The following is a 15,389-nucleotide window of genomic DNA, read 5'->3' as shown; positions in this document are numbered from 1 at the left end:
CCGGCCGTCGCCTCGTGTATTGGTGAACCCTGAACCCATCAGGGCTCCCATAAAAAACAGGATCATTTAACCAATGGCCACATACGAAATCCTGATTGCCGATGACCACCCGCTGTTTCGCAGCGCACTGCATCAGGCCGTAACCCTGGGCCTTGGCCCCGATGTACGTTTGGTCGAAGTAGCCAGCATTGCCGAACTGGAAGCCCGCCTGACTGAAAAATCCGACTGGGACCTGGTGTTGCTCGACCTGAACATGCCGGGCGCCTACGGTTTTTCAGGGCTGGTGCTGCTGCGTGGCCAATACCCGCAGATCCCCGTGGTGATGGTGTCGGCCCAGGAAGAAGCCGACGTGGTGGTGCGCTCCAAGGAGTTTGGCGCCAGCGGTTTCATTCCCAAGTCCAGCGCGATGGAAGATATCCAGAAAGCCGTGCGCACGGTGTTGGACGGCGATGTGTCCTGGCCACCCCAGGCGTTTGAAGAAATCAATGTGTCCGACGAAGCCAAGGCTGCCCGCGATGGACTGGCCAGCTTGACGCCCCAGCAGTTCCGGGTATTGACCATGGTTTGCGAAGGTTTGTTGAACAAGCAGATTGCCTACGAGTTGAGTGTGTCGGAAGCGACCATCAAGGCCCACGTTACGGCGATTTTCCGTAAGTTGGGCGTGCGTACGCGCACTCAGGCGGCGTTGCTTTTGCAGCAACTTGAGTCAATCTCGCAACATTAAGTTACAGCCGCTTCACGCTTTTTTGACTTTGCGTGATCTAGCTTCCCCACTTCTTTGGTTCAGTTGCCTACATCTATGTCGCCTTTCAAGGGTCAAACCGGTATCAAACGTATCTTCAACGCAGGGGGCTATTCCCTGGATGGCCTGCGTGCGGCTTTCACTGGCGAGGCGGCATTCCGCCAGTTGGTGTTGCTGAACGTCATCCTGATCCCCTTGAGCTTTTTCCTGCAGGTCAGCCGGGTTGAACGGGCGCTGCTGATTGCAGTGTGTTTGTTGGCGCTGATCGTCGAATTGCTCAACTCAGCGGTAGAAGCGGCCATTGACCGTATTTCCCTGGACCGCCACCCGCTGTCAAAAAACGCCAAGGACATGGGCAGCGCCGCGCAATTCGTGGCACTGACCATGATCACCCTGGTATGGGCGGTGATCCTGATCTGAGGATCACGCGATACTCGGCAGTACGATCTCGTCGCTGCGCTGCACCCCAGCGGTGAAAGCGCGGCATAGTTCGAGAAACTCGCGCATCGCCGAGGTCTGGTACTTCTGCTTGTGCCAGATGAAGTAGAACTGCCGGGCCAGGTCCAGGTCCGGGGTTTCTACCGGCACCAGGCTGCCACGGCGGAAGGCATCACGCAGCGCCAGCCGCGAAATGCAGCCAATCCCCAAGCCTGACTCCACAGCTCGCTTGATTGCCTCGGTGTGTTCCAACTCCAGGCGGATATTCAGTGCGCTACGGTGGTGACGCATAGCCTGGTCGAAGGTCAGGCGCGTGCCCGAGCCTTGTTCTCGCAGGATCCACGCTTCGTGGGTCAACTCGTCCATGGTGGCCACGCCACGCTTGGCCAAATGATGCTGGGGCGCACAGAACACCACCAGCTCATCTTCTACCCACGTCTGCACCTCGATATCCGGGTGGCTGCAGTCGCCTTCGATTAGACCCAGGTCAATTTCGTAGTGCGCCACCTGATGCACGATATGCGCAGTGTTCTGCACATGCAGTTTCACCTGGCTCTCGGGATGCTGCTGCATAAAGCTGCCAATCAGCAGCGTCGCCAGGTAATTGCCGATGGTCAGCGTGGCGCCGACCGCCAGGGAACCGAAGCCGGACTTGCCGTTGAGCAGGTCTTCGATCTCCTTGGCTTGGTCCAGCAATGCCACGGCCTGGGGTAACAGCTGGTGACCGAGGGCGTTGAGGCTCAGGCGTTTGCCGGCGCGGTCGAATAATTGGCAGCTGGATTGACGCTCCAGCTCGGTAATCGAGGTGCTGGCGGCGGATTGAGATAAGGCCAGAAGGCCAGCAGCGCGCGAGACGCTTTCCTGCTGGGCGACGGCGACGAAAACTTGCAGTTGACGGAGAGTAAATCGCATATCGATATAACCGATAACCCTTATCTTAATAATCCAGTTAACAGATATTGTCGCCGCCATTAGAATGCTGTGCAATTGCGCATCCATACCTTTGGCGCAGACCCATTTCCAGGAGTCCCCCGTACATGAGCAACATGAACCACGAGCGTGTCCTCAGTGTTCATCACTGGAACGACACTCTGTTCAGCTTCAAGTGCACCCGCGATCCGGGCCTGCGCTTCGAGAACGGTCAGTTCGTGATGATCGGCCTGCAACAACCCAACGGCCGCCCGCTCATGCGCGCTTACTCCATTGCCAGCCCGAACTGGGAAGAGCATCTGGAGTTCTTCAGCATCAAGGTGCCCGATGGCCCGCTGACTTCCCAGTTGCAGCATCTGAAGGAAGGCGACGAGATCATCATCAGCAAAAAACCGACAGGTACTCTGGTGCTTGACGATTTGAAGCCGGGCAAGCATCTGTATCTGCTCAGCACCGGTACTGGCCTCGCCCCGTTCATGAGTGTGATCCAGGACCCTGAGACCTACGAGCGCTTCGAAAAAGTCATCCTGTGCCACGGCGTGCGCTACGTCAACGAAGTCGCCTACCGCGAATTCATCACCGAGCACCTGCCGCAGAACGAGTTCTTCGGTGAGGCCCTGCGTGACAAGTTGATCTACTACCCGACCGTGACCCGCGAGCCGTTCGAAAACGAAGGCCGCCTGACCGACCTGATGCGCAGCGGCAAGCTGTTCAGCGACATCGGCCTGCCGCCGATCAACCCCGAAGACGACCGCGCCATGCTGTGTGGCAGCCCAAGTATGTTGGATGAGACCAGCGAAGTGTTGAACAGCTTCGGCCTCAAGGTTTCGCCACGGATGCGTGAGCCGGGTGACTACCTGATCGAGCGTGCGTTCGTCGAAAAGTGACCTCGGGTTACTTGTAGGAGCGAGCTTGCTCGCGAAGAACGCCAACGATAACGCTGGCATCTTGACTGAACGCGGTGCCTGCTCGTTTTTCGCGAGCAAGCTCGCTCCTACAGTCGAATGCGTTGCAAAGAAAAGCCCGCGTTGCCTGTGAAGGCAGCGCGGGCTTTTGCGTTTCTGCGATTTACTGCGCCGAAACCACTTCCAGCACACAAATCATCCCCGGCTCCGGGTAGTGCCAGCGCACATCCACATCCCAGAACCGCACACCGTATTCGCGTTCCGACGTCGGAACCTGATACGCCGGCCGCGGGTCCTGTGCCAGGCACTGTTCAATCAGCTCCACCAACGGTTCACCAAGGCGCTGTGCATGGCCTTGCGCCTGTTGCAGTGCAGCCTTGAGCCATTGCACGCCGATCAGCGCGGGCGCATCGCTGGCGATGTCGTTGGTGGCGGCATCCACGATATCGGCATAAGGCACATACGGCTTGATATCCAACACCGGCGTGCCATCGAGCAAATCTATGCCGGAAATCCACAGGCGCCCCGGTTCCACCTTGTCCAGCTTCACCACCGACTGGCCGATGCCATTGGGGCGATGGGTTGCGCGGGTGGCAAACACGCCCATGGACGTATTGCCGCCCAGGCGTGGCGGGCGCACTTTCAGGCGTGGCTTGTCTTCCAGGGCCTGATGAAACAGAAACAGCAGCCACACATGGCTGACCTGCTCCAGCCCCTGCACCGCCTCACCCTGGTCGAACGGCGCTACCAGCTCCAGCACGCCACGGGCAGCCGGTGCCAGTTGCGGTTGGCGCGGGATGGCGAACTTCTCCTTGAAACAGGAGCGTACGAAGCCGACGGGCGAGATCTGGTAACTCATGGCTTAGGCACGGACCCGCAAGGTCAGGCCCTTGAGGAAGTTACGCAGCAACTGATCGCCACAGGTGCGGTAGTTGGTATGACCAAACTTGCGAAACAGCGCGCTCAGCTCTGGCTTGGACACCGGGAACTCCGCCGCCTTGAGGATTGCATGCATGTCGTCTTCCTTCAGTTCGAAGGCCACGCGCAGCTTTTTCAGAATGATGTTGTTGGTCACCGGGGTTTCGATCGGTTGCGGCGGGCGGCTTTCGTCCTTGCCGCGCTTGAAAATCACCAAGCCATCGAGGAAGTGAGCCATGACTTCATCCGGGCAGAACACGAAGCCTTCTTCCTCATCTTTCTTGAGGTAGGTCAGTAGGTCTTCCTTGGTCACGTCCATGCCGCCGAGCTTGATGATCTCGACCATCTTGTTGTCGCTGATGTCGAGCATGTAGCGCACGCTGCGCAGTACGTCGTTGTGAATCATGGTGGGCAATCCTGGTATTCAACTGATGACACCGCCGGAATCAGGCGGTGTCGGGAAAAGGGAACGGCTTAAAACTTTTCTTTGCCGGACAGGTAACGCCATTGGCCCACTGGCACCTTGCCGATGGACACGCCGCCGATGCGGATGCGGCGGATGGCGATGACTTTCAGGCCAACGGCTTCGCAGAACAGCGCGATCACGCCGGGTTGCGGATTTTTCATCGCAAAGCGCAGGCGGTTCTCGTTCTGCCAGCTGGCTTTGACGGCAGGCAGCTCTTTGCCTTTGTAGGTCAGGCCGTGGTTCAAGCGGTTAAGGCCGTGGGCAACCATGTCGCCTTCGACTTCCACCACGTATTCCTGCTCGATCTTGGCGGCATCGGCGGTCAACTTGCGCAGAATCTTCCAGTCTTGGGTGAACACTAGCAGGCCACTGGCCTTGGCTTGCAGGTCGGCGCTGGCGCTCAGGCGCAGAAAGTGCCCCTTGAGCGGGCGCTTGCCGAAACGGTGCTCTTCAGACAGGGTTTCGGCGCTGATCGAGGCCATGGCGGTTTCAGCATCCACGCCTGCGGGAGCGTGCAGCAGGATAGTCACCGGCTCTGGCGCGGTGGCTTTAGCTTCCGGGTCCAGCTCGACCTTCTCGTCAGTGACCTTGAACTGCGGCTCGTCGATCACTTCGCCGTCCACCGAGACCCAGCCGCCTTCGATAAACAACTCAGCCTCCCGACGGGAGCAACCGACCAGTTCGATAAGGCGTTTGGAGAGGCGTATGGGGTCAGTCATGACAAGGGCCGTAACAAAAGGGGGCCACTATTGTACCTGCCTGGCGCCGGTTAATCCCGGCCCCATTTCAGCACATGGGCCATAACAATTACTTAACTGACACAACACGGGTCAAATGTGGGAGCTGGCTTGCCTGCGATGGCGGTATACCAGCACCGGATGGGTAGACTGACCCGACGCCTTCGCAGGCAAGCCAGCTCCCACAGTTCAGGCATTACGGGCCCGTTGCTGCTGGTGTAGACGCAGGTGCAGCAATGGATAAGGCTGCCCAAGCCCATCATGTTCTGTTCGCCCGATCACCTCGAAGCCTTGCTTGAGGTAAAAACCCAGGGCCTGGGGGTTCTGTTCGTTGACGTCCAGTTCATCGGCATTCATGTGTTCGATCGCGTAACCCAGCAATTGCCGGCCCAGTCCCTGGCCACGGTGGTGCGGGTCGATAAACAGCATCTCCACCTTGCCCGCGGACACTCCGGCGAACCCGGTGATGCGTTGGCATGAGTCCTTGGTGCAGATCAGCATGACCGCATCGAGGTACCGGGTCAGCACCAGGTTTTTCAACATGTCGATATAGCTGTCCGGGAGGAAGTCGTGGGTAGCGCGTACCGAGTCCTCCCAGATCTGCACCAGGCGCGTGTAGTCGCTGGTTTTAGGTGTGTGAATCACCGAATGCTGACGCATACCCGCTGTCCCTTGCTGTATTCGGGGTTGATGGACAATACGATAGACCTAAAAAAGCCCCGCATCTTCTCAGAGGCGAGGCTTTTTTATCACCGTGCGATCAGTCGCGCTTTTCAGCCCACAAGTCGTACTCGTCGGCGTCGGTCACGGTGCACCAGACTTTGTCACCCGGCTTCAGGCCGCTGGCATCGTCGATAAATACGTTACCGTCGATTTCTGGGGCGTCGAAGAAGCAACGACCTACCGCGCCTTGCTCGTCGACTTCATCGATCAGCACTTCGATTTCCTTGCCGATGCGCAGTTGCAGGCGTGCCGAGCTGATGGCCTGCTGGTGCGCCATGAAGCGCTCCCAACGGTCTTGCTTGACGTCGTCCGGTACCACGGCCAAGTCCAGCAGGTTGGCCGGTGCACCTTCCACCGGCGAGTACTGGAAGCAACCGACGCGGTCTAGCTGCGCTTCGGTCAGCCAGTCCAACAGGTACTGGAAGTCTTCCTCGGTCTCGCCGGGGAAACCGACGATGAAGGTGGAGCGGATGATCAGCTCCGGGCAGATCTCGCGCCAGTTCTTGATGCGTGCCAGGGTCTTGTCTTCGAACGCCGGGCGTTTCATCGCCTTGAGCACTTTCGGGCTGGCGTGCTGGAACGGGATGTCCAGGTACGGCAGGATCTTGCCGGCGGCCATCAACGGGATCAACTCGTCCACGTGCGGGTAAGGGTAAACATAGTGCAGGCGCACCCACACGCCCAGGCTGCTGAGGGCTTCGCACAGCTCGGTCATGCGGGTTTTCACCGGCGCGCCGTTCCAGAAGCCGGTGCGGTATTTCACATCGACGCCGTAAGCGCTGGTGTCCTGGGAGATCACCAGCAGCTCCTTGACGCCAGACTTGACCAGGCGCTGGGCCTCATCAAGCACATCACCGACCGGACGGCTCACCAGCTTGCCGCGCATCGACGGGATGATGCAGAAGCTGCAGCTGTGGTTGCAGCCTTCAGAAATCTTCAGGTACGCGTAGTGACGCGGGGTCAGTTTGATGCCCTGGGGCGGCACCAGGTCGATCAGCGGGTTGTGGTCCTGACGTGGCGGCACCACTTCGTGCACGGCGTTGACCACCTGCTCGTACTGCTGCGGGCCGGTCACGGCCAGCACGCTCGGGTGCACGTTGCGGATATTGCCTTCTTCCACCCCCATGCAACCGGTCACGATGACCTTGCCGTTTTCCTTGATGGCTTCGCCGATCACTTCCAGCGATTCGGCCTTGGCCGAGTCGATGAAGCCGCAGGTGTTGACCACCACCACATCGGCGTCCTGGTAAGTGGACACGACGTCGTAGCCTTCCATACGCAATTGCGTGAGGATGCGCTCGGAGTCGACAAGCGCCTTCGGGCAACCCAGGGAAACAAAGCCAACCTTAGGGTTGGCTTTTGCGATGGTGGTGGACATGTCTAACCTCGGTATTGAATGACGCTGCCGGTCGTGCACGACAAGGCAACGGATGGGCGCTTGGTGCGCCTCTGATCAAAAAGTGCGCAATTCTATCGACGGGCAGCGCACTTGACCAGCTTTATGCAGGGAAATACGACGAGTGCTGCGCCGGGTAATCCCCATAGCTACTGGCGCGCGCTTAAGCCTGGACGTCTTGTTCTGTTCGGTGCGATACCACTTTAGACATGCCCACACCTAACGCCTGGAGGACTTTAAGCAAAGTGGAGAGCTTAGGATCACCGCCGACGCCGATGGACCTGTAGAGGTTTGCTCGATTGAGTCCTGTGTTCTGCGACAAGCTGAGCATCCCACCACGAGCTTCCGCCACTCGACGGATAGCGACAAGGAAAGCGTCCTCGCCACCGGCTTCATCTATTTCCTCAAGCGCGACAGATAAATATTCGAGGGCGAATGCTTCGTCGTTGCGAAGCATTTCCAGAACGCTATCTTCGTGCGGGCGGGTACGAATGGTCATTTTTGCTGCACCTTGTAAGATTTCCAGAGAGCCTTGGCCTGATCGATATCGTTCTGCTGTCTGGCCTTCGAACCACCGCCCAATAGGAAAATGATTTTTCGATCCTGGACTGCGTAATACACGCGAAACCCTGGGCCGAAGTCGAGCTTCATCTCAAAGACCCCATCACCCACTGGCTCGGTAACGCCAAAGTGACCAAGGGACGCCCGATCCACTCTGGTGGTGATTCTTGCTTTCGAACGCGTGTCCTGCACTGTATCCAGCCAAGCCTGGTAGATATCCACGCCGTTGATTGACAGTACGTGTTTCACTTCGTACATGAGGAGTGTATCTTAAAAGAGACAGTCCGATAGTTGAGTTTTTATATCGACTGCGCGCCATGCGAATGCACGAATGACTGATCAGGTAATCCGGCCAAGGCGCTCCTGCTCACACCACCCACGCAGCACGACTGAGCCGGGCCAGGAATATACGGTTGGCCGTAAATGTGATCAATGCAGGCAAAAAGGCGCCAAAGTGCTGCTGTGGCCGCTATGACTGATTGCCTAAAACGACACCCCGTTCACTTGAACGGGGAAATACGACGAGTGCTGCGCTATGCTTCGCGCCGTTGCGCACGGGTAAAGCCCTTGGGTCAATAAAACGTCTGTTACGAGAAGTAAAACGGCGCATGCTAGGGTCAGCTTAGAAGCGCTGTTTATAAAAGACCTCAGGTCAAAGGGCAGGAGTGGTTGATGGGTCAGGCAAGTAGTCAGGCAGCAGGTGCCGAGCATTCAAAAGCCAAGCCGATTGGCATGCTGGTAGCGGCGGTCGGCGTGGTTTATGGCGATATCGGGACCAGCCCGCTCTACACCCTTAAAGAGGTGTTCAACGGTGGTTATGGGGTGCAGGTCAACCATGACGGCGTCCTGGGGATCCTGGCGCTGATCTTCTGGTCGCTGATCTGGGTGGTGTCGATCAAGTACGTATTGTTCGTGCTGCGTGCCGACAACCAGGGCGAGGGCGGCATCATGGCCCTCACCGCGTTGGCCCGGCGAGCTGCCGGGAAGCACACGAAATTGCGCAGTTTCCTGGTGGTGTGTGGCCTGTGTGGCGCGGCGTTGTTCTACGGCGACAGTATGATCACCCCGGCAATTTCGGTGTTGTCGGCCATCGAAGGCTTGGAACTGGCGTTCGACGGCCTGGAAAAATGGGTAGTGCCCATTGCCCTGGTGGTGCTGGTGGCGCTGTTCCTGATCCAGAAACACGGCACCGACCGCATCGGCAAGCTGTTTGGCCCGGTGATGGTTACCTGGTTCCTGGTATTGGGCGGCCTGGGGGGGTACGGCATTCTGCAGCAACCCGAAGTGCTCAATGCGCTGAACCCGGCATGGGGCGTGCGCTTCTTCATGGTTCACCCCGGTATTGGCGTGGCGATCCTCGGCGCGGTGGTGCTGGCATTGACCGGCGCTGAAGCGTTGTACGCCGACATGGGCCACTTCGGCCGCAAACCCATCGCCCGCGCCTGGTTCCTGCTGGTGCTGCCGGCGCTGGTGCTGAACTATTTTGGCCAGGGCGCGATGCTGCTGGGCGATCCGGAGGCGGCGCGCAACCCGTTCTACCTGCTGGCGCCGAGCTGGGCACTGGTCCCGTTGGTGGGCTTGTCCACCATGGCCACGGTGATTGCTTCCCAGGCGGTGATTTCCGGCGCGTTCTCGTTGACCCGCCAGGCAATCCAGCTGGGTTACATCCCGCGCATGCATATCCAGCACACCTCCAGTGCCGAACAGGGCCAGATCTACATTGGTGCAGTGAACTGGTCGTTGATGGTCGGCGTGATCCTGCTGGTGCTGGGTTTCGAATCTTCCGGCGCTCTGGCCTCGGCCTACGGTGTGGCGGTGACCGGCACCATGCTGATGACCACCATCCTGGTATCAGCGGTGATGCTGCTGCTGTGGAAATGGCCACCGGTGCTGGCCGTGCCGCTGTTGCTCTGCTGCCTGTTGGTGGATGGCCTGTTCTTCGCCGCCAACGCGCCGAAGATCCTCCAGGGCGGCGCCTTCCCGGTACTGGCGGGGATCGTGCTGTTCGTGCTGATGACCACCTGGAAGCGCGGCAAGCAATTGCTGGTCGGCCGTCTCGACGAGGGTGGCCTGCCGTTGCCGATCTTTATCAGCAGTATCCGCGTACAGCCGCCCCATCGCGTTCAGGGCACGGCGGTGTTCCTCACCGCGCGGCCCGACGCCGTGCCCCATGCGCTGTTGCACAACCTGCTGCATAACCAGGTGCTGCATGAGCAGGTGGTGCTGTTGACCGTGGTTTACGAAGACATTCCACGGGTGCCAGCGGCGCGACGCTTCGAGGTGGATGCCTATGGCGAAGGCTTCTTCCGCGTGATCCTGCACTTCGGGTTCACCGATGAACCGGACGTGCCTGAAGCGCTGAAACTGTGCCATCTGGATGACCTGGACTTCAGCCCGATGCGCACCACCTACTTCCTCAGCCGTGAAACGGTAATTGCCTCGCGCATCAAAGGCATGGCCCGTTGGCGTGAAGTGTTGTTTGCCTTCATGTTGAAAAACGCCAACGGCAACCTGCGGTTCTTCAAACTGCCGGTCAACCGTGTGATCGAGTTGGGCACCCAGGTCGAGATGTAAGGCGCTGCCTACCGGGAGCCGGCAATCGGCTCCCGCTTTCCTTTCTGAACCCTGTGCAAACGATGGTTGTCGACTAGGCTCTATGCACTGTTGAACAGTGCCCACAGAACCCAGAAGAGGTGCGCCATGAGTCAGCTGCTCGAACCTTATACCCTGCGCCAATTGACCCTGCTAAACCGCATCGCGGTTTCACCCATGTGCCAATACTCCAGCGACGATGGCCTGGCCAATGACTGGCACCTGGTGCACCTCGGCAGCCGGGCCGTGGGTGGCGCCGGGCTGATTTTTACCGAGGCCACGGCGGTGACCGCCGATGGCCGTATCACCGCCCAGGACCTGGGCCTGTGGAACGACACCCAGATCGAACCATTGCGGCGCATCACCCGTTTTATCGCGGCCCAGGGCGCGGTGGCGGGTATTCAATTGGCCCACGCCGGGCGCAAGGCCAGCACCCACCGGCCATGGATCGGCAAACACGGCAGCGTCAAGCCGGAGGAGGGCGGCTGGGTGCCGGTGGGGCCCTCGCCGATTGCCTTCGACCCCAATCACACCCAGCCCAAGCCACTGGACGAAGCACAGATCCAGCAAGTAATCGCCGACTTTGTCGCCGCCGCCAGGCGCGCCTTGACCGCAGGCTTTGAGGTGGTGGAAATCCATGCCGCCCACGGGTACCTGCTGCACCAGTTTCTCTCGCCGATCAGCAACCAGCGTCAGGACCACTACGGCGGCTCCTTCGAAAACCGCATTCGCCTTGTGCTGGAAGTCACCAAGGCCGTGCGCGCCGTGTGGCCTGAGGAGTTGCCGCTGTTTGTGCGCGTGTCGGCCACCGATTGGGTGGAAGACGGTTGGAACCCGGATGAAACCGTGGAGTTGGCGCGCCGCCTGAAAGACCTCGGGGTGGATCTGATCGACGTGTCGTCCGGTGGTACCGCCGCCAATGCCGAGATTCCCACCGGCCCCGGCTACCAGACGCGCTTCGCCGAGCGCGTGCGAAAGGAATCGGGCATCGCCACCGGCACGGTCGGCATGATTACCGAACCGGCCCAGGCCGAGCACATCCTGCGTACCTGCCAGGCTGACATTATTTTTCTGGCCCGTGAACTGCTGCGCGACCCGTACTGGCCGTTGCATGCCGACGATGACCTGGGCGGACGCAAAGCCATCTGGCCGGCGCAGTACCAGCGGGCAACCCATCGGGACCAGCCGATCCATGAGTCGGATCTGCGGGATTGACCCTACTTACCTCTGTGCCAAACCCACCCTGATACGGTGGGTTTTTTCTTGCTCGCGTTTATAGGAAGGCTGATCCTTGGCGGTTGTTAAGCAGGAGAAGCTTATGCTGGTGGAACGCGCGTTAACCGAAGACGATATCCCTTTGCTGGCAACCATCGATCGTACGGAGCTGATCCCGGAGTGCTATCGCATGGACTGCGGCGAACTGGTGTTGTATGCCACACATCATGACATGCACGGCTGGCCCGAAGGCGAGGCTGAACAGGATGCGGTGGCGCTGCGTGCCTGCCTCCAGCGCGGCGGGTGGTTATGGGGCGTATTCGACGGCCAGGTGCTGGTTGCCGCAGTGGTGGTGGACAATCGGCCGTTCCATCACCAGGGCCTGCTGATGCGGCAGCTGAAATTCCTGCATGTCAGCCACAGTGCCCGCGGTTCTGGCCTGGGCGGGCGGTTGTTGGCGCTGGCTTGCGAGCACGGCCGGCAAGTGGGGGCCCAAGCGCTCTATATCTCGGCGACGGAGTCGCGTAACACTGTGGACTTTTACCTGCGCCATGGTTGCCGTCTGTTGCAGCAACCCCACGCTGAGCTTTATGCGCAAGAACCGCTAGACATTCACCTGTATCGACCCCTGCGTGAGTAATGGCTGTAGGTTTTTATTACCGCCGTTATTTTTTAAGTTAATACTCTAAAAAAATCCCACGAATGATGAGATAGTTTCTACGCTAAGGGTAAGCCCGACTCCTGGCCCAGGGAGACAGGCGGTTGGTCCGCGAAGCCGTTGCGCTTCCCGGGAGTTTGGAAATGGGCACCAGGAGTGTTTGACTGATATCAGGAGTAGCGGTCCATGGCCAAGTCCTATGGCGTAGCGGGTGCGGTGGCGTCTTTTCTGAGCCGTCGGATGTCCTTGCGGGGTCGAAGGTTGAGTTCAGATGAGATGGAGTTGCTGGTGCAATACCGGGCGCTGACCGAGAGCGATCAGGTGGCGATGCGGTATCTGATTGGTGCGATGAAAAGCGTGTCGCGGTTCTAAGCCAACTGTGATCATTCCCACGCTGCGGCGTGGGAATGATCAGGCGGTTAGTTTCAGGTGTACTTGCGCTGCTCCGGTGCTGGCGGGAAGTACTGATACAGCCAGGTTTCACTCAGGGTGCGGTCCTGGGTTCGTATAAACAGGCGCAATTCGACGGGGTCCACGCTGTCGCTGGTGGGGTACCAGTCGAACAGGATGCGATAGCCCTTGATGTTATCCAGCACCAGCACGCTGAAATCCTTCACCTCACCATGGGAACAAGTCACCACCGGCTCGATGCCGGTGCCCGCTGGCAAGCGATCCAGGCCGCCGCCCTTGAAGTCTACGGCGAAACGCCGCGCCCATACCTTCGGATAATGCTCGCCGGGTGCCCAGCCTTCGGTAAAGCCGCCCATGCCCGAACGGGTCGCGTCGACCTGTGCCAGCGGCGTGCTCACCGGCGGCAGTGCGCTCCAGTACAGCTTGTAGCCGTAGTTGAGCGAATCACCCGCGGCCACGGGCTTTTTCGGGGTCCAGAAGGCCACGATATTGTCCAGGGTTTCGCCAGTGGTGGGGATTTCCAGCAAGTCGATGGAGCCTTCGCCCCAGGCCGTGGTCGGTTCAACCCACAGGCTTGGGCGTTTGCTGTACCAGTCGACGGTGTCCTGGTAGCTGGCGAACTCATGGTCGGTCTGCACCAGGCCGAAGCCTTTGGGGTTGGTGTCGGCGAACGCGTTGAATTGCAGCTTGGCCGGGTTGTTCAGGGGCCGGCAGATCCACTCGCCGTTGCCGCGCCACATGGCCAGGCGGTCCGAGTCGTGGATTTGCGGGTGAATGGTGTCGCACATGCGGCGCTCATGGGTGCCGCAGCTGAACATACTAGTCATGGGCGCGATGCCCAGTTGCTCGATGGCGGTGCGCGCATTGATGTGCGCGTCGATCGCCATCACCACTTGGTTGGCCTGGCAGTCGATATCGAAGCGGTAGGCGCCGGTGGCGCTTGGCGAGTCGAGCAGGGCGTAGACCACAAAGCGCGTGGCGTTCTTGTCCGGGGTTTCGAACCAGAACTGCGTGAAATCGGGGAATTCCTCGCGTTTTTTCGCGTAGGTATCAATCGCCAGGCCACGCGCCGAGAGGCCGTACTGGCCGGTGGAATCCACCGCACGGAAGTAGCTGGCGCCGAGAAACGACAGCACGTCATGGCGGTCCAACTCCGGCGCCTTGAACAGCTTGAAGCCGGAGAAACCCAGGTCCCCGGTCAGTTGCTGGGTGTCCACCGTGGTTTTTTCATAGTTGAACAGTGAAGGGCGAAAATGCACTTCGCGGGCTTCACGGGTCTTTGGGTCGACGCTGTGCATACGCACCGGCGTCTTGAAGCCCATGCCGACGTGGAAGAACTGCACGTCCAGTTGGCCGTTCAACTCCTTCCACAGCGAATGGTTACGGTCATAGCCGATGGCGTTGAAATTCTGCGGGGTCATGGTGGCCAGGGTCGGCGGCAGCACCTGCTTAGTGTCCTGGTAGCCACGGGTGGCCAATTGCTTGGCCTGGGCCTTGAGCGATTCGAAATCGAACGCCACGGCCTTGCCATCGGCAGCCCGATTCCCGGCCCAGGCCTGCGCGGCCAGCAGGCCACTGGCCGACAACCCGGTGTAAGCCGCAATGGCCATGGATGCTTTGAGCAAATTCCTGCGGTGCATAGAGACAACCTGTCGTGAGCAAATCCCGCGCCGTTCCTGGCACGTATCGGATCAGAAATAACGGTTCGGACATGCCTTCGGCCAAACGCAACGGACAATAAACAGACGCCGGATAGCTTAAGCGGTTCGATGAACAAGGCAAATTGATTGATGGCGGGATGATGGCGTTGCATGTGCAACAAGACATTTCCAGCATCGCAGGATGACGTTACATCTGGAAGCACTCTAGATCGCGGCTTTTTGGCACTTAATTTTACGCTGGAGGCCTATTGGTCCTACGAACCCAAGTGTCTGGAGGCTACGAATGAATACCCGTGGATTGCTCGATCAGTTGCTCAAGTCTGGCCAGGACATGTTGCAAAACAAGGCCGGCGGCCAACGCAAATCCAATGACAAGGGCGCCCTCGGCGGCTTGCTCAGCGGTGGCGGGCTCGGCAGCATGCTCGGCGGTGCCGGCGGCGGCGCCCTGGCGGCGGGGGCCATGGGCTTGCTGCTGGGCAATAAGAAAGCCCGCAAATTCGGCGGCAAGGCGCTCACCTACGGCGGCTTGGCCGCACTGGGTGTGATTGCCTACAAGGCTTACGGCAACTGGCAAGCCCAGCAGGCCAGCGCGCCCCAAGGCGAGCCGCAAACCATCGACCGCCTGCCGGCTGACCAGGTGGAGCAACACAGCCAGGGCATTCTCAAGGCACTGGTGGCCGCGGCCAAGGCTGATGGGCATGTGGATGAGCGCGAGCGCGCCTTGATCGAAGGCGAATTTACCAAGCTGGACAACGACCAGGAGCTGCAACACTGGCTGCACGCCGAACTCAACAAGCCCCTGGACCCAACCGACGTTGCCCGCGCCGCCAGCACCCCGGAAATGGCCGCCGAAATGTACATCGCCAGCGTGATGCTGGTGGACGAAGAAAACTTCATGGAAAAAGCCTACCTGGACGAACTGGCACGCCAACTGAAACTTGAACCAGGCTTGAAGCTTGAGCTGGAAAAACAAGTACGGCTAAACGCATAAATAGGGCCACACGCCAGTCAAACCTGTGGGAGCAGGCTTGCCCGC

Annotated in this window: 17 protein-coding genes and 1 pseudogene; 9 read left to right on the top strand and 9 right to left on the bottom strand. The window is 59.5% G+C overall.

Going from position 1 to position 15,389, the window contains the following annotated elements; genetic code table 11:
- The first annotated feature begins 73 nt into the window (after nt 1-73).
- Both erdR and HBO10_RS03510 read left to right on the top strand, forming a co-directional pair.
- A complete protein-coding gene (gene erdR, locus HBO10_RS03515; RefSeq protein ID WP_003189050.1) occupies nt 74-724 on the top strand; it encodes a response regulator transcription factor ErdR in 651 nt (216 codons plus the stop codon).
- 75 nt (nt 725-799) lie between these two features.
- Nucleotides 800-1,162, top strand: a complete 363-nt coding sequence (locus HBO10_RS03510) for a diacylglycerol kinase (RefSeq protein ID WP_003189051.1) — start codon at nt 800-802, stop codon at nt 1,160-1,162.
- A gap of 3 nt (nt 1,163-1,165) precedes the next feature.
- Here HBO10_RS03510 and HBO10_RS03505 read toward each other — a convergent pair whose 3' ends face one another.
- Entirely contained in the window at nt 1,166-2,092 is a 927-nt protein-coding gene (locus tag HBO10_RS03505; RefSeq protein ID WP_003189054.1) for a LysR family transcriptional regulator, read from the bottom strand.
- 125 nt (nt 2,093-2,217) lie between these two features.
- Here HBO10_RS03505 and fpr point away from each other — a divergent pair, with 125 nt between their 5' ends.
- Together fpr and HBO10_RS31200 are read left to right on the top strand one after the other, a co-directional pair.
- Nucleotides 2,218-2,997 carry a ferredoxin-NADP reductase gene (gene fpr, locus HBO10_RS03500; RefSeq protein ID WP_003189055.1) on the top strand — a complete coding sequence of 260 codons (780 nt, stop codon included), beginning with the start codon at nt 2,218-2,220 and terminating at the stop codon, nt 2,995-2,997.
- A gap of 25 nt (nt 2,998-3,022) precedes the next feature.
- Nucleotides 3,023-3,121: pseudogene (locus HBO10_RS31200) on the top strand (outer membrane lipoprotein carrier protein LolA); the annotation flags it as partial.
- A gap of 57 nt (nt 3,122-3,178) precedes the next feature.
- On the opposite strand, the gene tsaA reads toward HBO10_RS31200, so the two are convergent.
- The 7 genes from tsaA to HBO10_RS03465 all read right to left on the bottom strand — a co-directional run bounded on the left by tsaA (nt 3,179) and on the right by HBO10_RS03465 (nt 8,074).
- Nucleotides 3,179-3,874: a tRNA (N6-threonylcarbamoyladenosine(37)-N6)-methyltransferase TrmO gene (gene tsaA / locus HBO10_RS03495; RefSeq protein WP_034126493.1), complete on the bottom strand. Its 696-nt coding sequence runs from the start codon at nt 3,872-3,874 to the stop codon at nt 3,179-3,181.
- 3 nt (nt 3,875-3,877) lie between these two features.
- The gene (locus HBO10_RS03490) at nt 3,878-4,339 is read right to left on the bottom strand and encodes a DUF1456 family protein (protein ID WP_005785469.1); all 462 of its coding nucleotides are present in this window, start codon (nt 4,337-4,339) and stop codon (nt 3,878-3,880) included.
- Nucleotides 4,340-4,407: 68 nt separating this feature from the next.
- Complete coding sequence (locus HBO10_RS03485; protein WP_034126494.1) at nt 4,408-5,118, bottom strand: rRNA pseudouridine synthase; 711 nt, start codon at nt 5,116-5,118, stop codon at nt 4,408-4,410.
- A 207-nt stretch (nt 5,119-5,325) separates the two neighbouring features.
- Entirely contained in the window at nt 5,326-5,796 is a 471-nt protein-coding gene (locus tag HBO10_RS03480) for a GNAT family N-acetyltransferase (RefSeq protein ID WP_034126495.1), read from the bottom strand.
- A gap of 100 nt (nt 5,797-5,896) precedes the next feature.
- Nucleotides 5,897-7,225: a 30S ribosomal protein S12 methylthiotransferase RimO gene (gene rimO, locus HBO10_RS03475; protein ID WP_169855583.1), complete on the bottom strand. Its 1,329-nt coding sequence runs from the start codon at nt 7,223-7,225 to the stop codon at nt 5,897-5,899.
- Nucleotides 7,226-7,418: 193 nt separating this feature from the next.
- Nucleotides 7,419-7,754 carry an addiction module antidote protein gene (locus HBO10_RS03470; protein ID WP_034126496.1) on the bottom strand — a complete coding sequence of 112 codons (336 nt, stop codon included), beginning with the start codon at nt 7,752-7,754 and terminating at the stop codon, nt 7,419-7,421.
- Nucleotides 7,751-8,074 (bottom strand): type II toxin-antitoxin system RelE/ParE family toxin, encoded by a 324-nt coding sequence (locus HBO10_RS03465; RefSeq protein WP_034126497.1) that lies wholly within the window; start codon nt 8,072-8,074, stop codon nt 7,751-7,753. The genes HBO10_RS03470 and HBO10_RS03465 overlap by 4 nt, the downstream gene beginning before the upstream one ends.
- Before the next feature lie 414 nt (nt 8,075-8,488).
- Between HBO10_RS03465 and HBO10_RS03460 the strand changes: the two genes are divergently transcribed.
- The 4 genes from HBO10_RS03460 to HBO10_RS03445 all read left to right on the top strand — a co-directional run bounded on the left by HBO10_RS03460 (nt 8,489) and on the right by HBO10_RS03445 (nt 12,653).
- Nucleotides 8,489-10,390, top strand: coding sequence for a potassium transporter Kup (locus HBO10_RS03460; protein WP_034126498.1), 1,902 nt, complete (start codon nt 8,489-8,491; stop codon nt 10,388-10,390).
- Nucleotides 10,391-10,516: 126 nt separating this feature from the next.
- Nucleotides 10,517-11,623: an NADH:flavin oxidoreductase/NADH oxidase gene (locus tag HBO10_RS03455; protein WP_034126499.1), complete on the top strand. Its 1,107-nt coding sequence runs from the start codon at nt 10,517-10,519 to the stop codon at nt 11,621-11,623.
- A 103-nt stretch (nt 11,624-11,726) separates the two neighbouring features.
- Complete coding sequence (locus HBO10_RS03450) at nt 11,727-12,263, top strand: GNAT family N-acetyltransferase (protein WP_034126500.1); 537 nt, start codon at nt 11,727-11,729, stop codon at nt 12,261-12,263.
- Between the two features lie 204 nt (nt 12,264-12,467).
- Nucleotides 12,468-12,653 (top strand): hypothetical protein, encoded by a 186-nt coding sequence (locus HBO10_RS03445; protein WP_014717190.1) that lies wholly within the window; start codon nt 12,468-12,470, stop codon nt 12,651-12,653.
- A 53-nt stretch (nt 12,654-12,706) separates the two neighbouring features.
- Here the strand turns inward: HBO10_RS03445 and HBO10_RS03440 are convergent, their stop codons facing one another.
- On the bottom strand, nt 12,707-14,332 hold the full coding sequence (locus tag HBO10_RS03440; RefSeq protein WP_034126501.1) for a glucan biosynthesis protein D: 1,626 nt from the start codon (nt 14,330-14,332) through the stop codon (nt 12,707-12,709).
- Between the two features lie 304 nt (nt 14,333-14,636).
- Here HBO10_RS03440 and HBO10_RS03435 point away from each other — a divergent pair, with 304 nt between their 5' ends.
- A complete protein-coding gene (locus HBO10_RS03435; protein ID WP_034126502.1) occupies nt 14,637-15,344 on the top strand; it encodes a tellurite resistance TerB family protein in 708 nt (235 codons plus the stop codon).
- Nucleotides 15,345-15,389: the final 45 nt, after the last annotated feature.

Source organism: Pseudomonas sp. WS 5503, assembly GCF_012985385.1.
Lineage (GTDB): Bacteria > Pseudomonadota > Gammaproteobacteria > Pseudomonadales > Pseudomonadaceae > Aquipseudomonas > Aquipseudomonas paracarnis.
This window is presented reverse-complemented; position numbering and strand designations above follow the sequence as displayed.

Excerpts from the sequence above, each read along its gene's own strand:
- erdR (WP_003189050.1), top strand. The coding sequence starts at position 74 with ATGGCCACATACGAAATCCTGATTGCCGATGACCACCCGCTGTTTCGC.
- HBO10_RS03510 (WP_003189051.1), top strand. The coding sequence starts at position 800 with ATGTCGCCTTTCAAGGGTCAAACCGGTATCAAACGTATCTTCAACGCA.
- HBO10_RS03505 (WP_003189054.1), bottom strand. The coding sequence starts at position 2,092 with ATGCGATTTACTCTCCGTCAACTGCAAGTTTTCGTCGCCGTCGCCCAG.
- fpr (WP_003189055.1), top strand. The coding sequence starts at position 2,218 with ATGAGCAACATGAACCACGAGCGTGTCCTCAGTGTTCATCACTGGAAC.
- tsaA (WP_034126493.1), bottom strand. The coding sequence starts at position 3,874 with ATGAGTTACCAGATCTCGCCCGTCGGCTTCGTACGCTCCTGTTTCAAG.
- HBO10_RS03490 (WP_005785469.1), bottom strand. The coding sequence starts at position 4,339 with ATGATTCACAACGACGTACTGCGCAGCGTGCGCTACATGCTCGACATC.
- HBO10_RS03485 (WP_034126494.1), bottom strand. The coding sequence starts at position 5,118 with ATGACTGACCCCATACGCCTCTCCAAACGCCTTATCGAACTGGTCGGT.
- HBO10_RS03480 (WP_034126495.1), bottom strand. The coding sequence starts at position 5,796 with ATGCGTCAGCATTCGGTGATTCACACACCTAAAACCAGCGACTACACG.
- HBO10_RS03470 (WP_034126496.1), bottom strand. The coding sequence starts at position 7,754 with ATGACCATTCGTACCCGCCCGCACGAAGATAGCGTTCTGGAAATGCTT.
- HBO10_RS03465 (WP_034126497.1), bottom strand. The coding sequence starts at position 8,074 with ATGTACGAAGTGAAACACGTACTGTCAATCAACGGCGTGGATATCTAC.
- HBO10_RS03460 (WP_034126498.1), top strand. The coding sequence starts at position 8,489 with ATGGGTCAGGCAAGTAGTCAGGCAGCAGGTGCCGAGCATTCAAAAGCC.
- HBO10_RS03455 (WP_034126499.1), top strand. The coding sequence starts at position 10,517 with ATGAGTCAGCTGCTCGAACCTTATACCCTGCGCCAATTGACCCTGCTA.
- HBO10_RS03450 (WP_034126500.1), top strand. The coding sequence starts at position 11,727 with ATGCTGGTGGAACGCGCGTTAACCGAAGACGATATCCCTTTGCTGGCA.
- HBO10_RS03445 (WP_014717190.1), top strand. The coding sequence starts at position 12,468 with ATGGCCAAGTCCTATGGCGTAGCGGGTGCGGTGGCGTCTTTTCTGAGC.
- HBO10_RS03440 (WP_034126501.1), bottom strand. The coding sequence starts at position 14,332 with ATGCACCGCAGGAATTTGCTCAAAGCATCCATGGCCATTGCGGCTTAC.
- HBO10_RS03435 (WP_034126502.1), top strand. The coding sequence starts at position 14,637 with ATGAATACCCGTGGATTGCTCGATCAGTTGCTCAAGTCTGGCCAGGAC.